Origin of the sequence: Spirillospora sp. NPDC049652, assembly GCF_040675125.1 — a bacterium.
Taxonomy (GTDB): Bacteria; Actinomycetota; Actinomycetes; order Streptosporangiales; family Streptosporangiaceae; genus Spirillospora.
The window spans coordinates 1-1,500 of the sequence record NZ_JBFAOF010001358.1; the positions used below are offsets into that span (position 1 = coordinate 1).

Annotated in this window: 2 protein-coding genes; one reads left to right on the forward strand and one right to left on the reverse strand. The window is 71.6% G+C overall.

Features of this window, described 5'->3' with window-relative positions; genetic code table 11:
- On the reverse strand, positions 1-643 hold a 643-nt coding region (locus AB0J52_RS40175; RefSeq protein WP_500188434.1), incomplete at its 3' end, for a pyridoxal-phosphate dependent enzyme.
- Positions 644-1,013: 370 nt separating this feature from the next.
- Here AB0J52_RS40175 and AB0J52_RS40180 point away from each other — a divergent pair.
- A partial coding sequence (locus AB0J52_RS40180) for an AMP-binding protein (RefSeq protein ID WP_500188435.1) occupies positions 1,014-1,500 on the forward strand: 487 nt, incomplete at its 3' end.

The window sequence follows — 1,500 nt, forward strand, 5'->3', positions numbered from 1 at the left end:
CGGGGAGGCCGCCGAACGTGACCGAGCCGACCGCGTCGACCGCGACGATGGTGACGGGGCGGCCGCGTTCGCGGAAGTAGCGGGCGCAGCCCATGAGGGTGCCGGTGGTGCCCGCGCCGACGAACAGGACCTCCAGGTCCGGGAAGCGGCGGTCGATCGCGGGGGCGGTGCCGTTGTAGTGGGCCAGCCAGTTGTTGCGGTTGGCGTACTGGTTCAGCCAGACGTGGTCGGGCAGGTCGGCGCAGAGCTGCCGGACGTGCGCGATGCGGCTGGCGAGGTAGCCGCCGTTGGCGTCCTGGTGGCCGATGACCAGCACCTCGGCGCCGAGGGCGCGCATCACCCGCATGGACGCGGGGTTGCAGCGCGGGTCGGTGACGCAGAGGAAGCGGTAGCCGCGGTCGGCGGCGATGATGCTGAGCGCGATGCCGAGGTTGCCCGAGGACGACTCGACGATGGTCGAGCCGGGGCGCAGCAGTCCGTCGCGCTCGGCGGCCTCCACCATGGCGGCGGCGGCCTTGAGCTTCACCGAGCCGGCGAAGTTGAACCCCTCGCACTTGAGGAACAGGGGGACGTCGAGCACGGGACCGAGGTCCACGTAGAGGTCCTCGACGTTGAAGTCCTGCGGCGAGGTGATGATGGGCACGCTGCCACCCTGGGGAGAAAACCGATCTCGTTGGCCGGCGGAAGCGGGAACGACAAAGCGGCGAAAGGGATGAGAAGGCCCTTCGCCGATCCGTTGCTTGAATGGCTCGAACGCAATTTCCGGCCGTTCTCCTGGCTTCCCCCGAACTGTGCCGCGATCATCTGGTCGAACCGTGGCCGATCATCACGGTACCTAGCAGCATGTTCTCCCGCAACCCCCGGCTTACCGGCCGGTAGGGTGGTTATGCAACAGAAACCCGGCAGGACTGGCCGGGGCCGGACATAAGATTCTCCCGCGCCGGGAACCGGTTCGGATCGGGTGGATTTTCCGGTGATGACGGGTGAGCGCCGCCACATCACGGAGGGTGACGATGAACGCTGGGCTGCCGGTCCGCGACCGCCTGCTGCCGGTCGGGGCGCTGCCGGAGCTGGACGTCCCGGCCGCGGAGATCGCGCGCGCCCGCGAGCTGGCCGCGCGGCACGGGATGATCCGCGACCGGGGCCTCGACATCGACGACCCCGTGATCACGCGGGTGGAGCGGTTCGCCGCCGAGCGGGACCGTCCGGCGGTGGCCGACGGGCGGCGCTCGCTGAGCTACGCCGAGCTGGCCCTGGAGGCGCGGCGGTTCGCCGCGCTGCTGGAACGCGAGGGCGTCAAGCCCGGCACGGTCGTCGGGGTCGGCGGTGAGCGCCGCGTCGAGGTGCTGGCCGCGTTCCTGGCGTTGGAGCTGGTCGGGGCGCTGTACGTGCCGGCCGACGGGAGCTGGCCCGCCGGCCGCGTCCGGGACGTCCTGGACCAGGCGGGCGCGGCGCTGCTGCTCACCGTCGAGCACGCGCCGCCCGCCGCGCGGCGCGAGG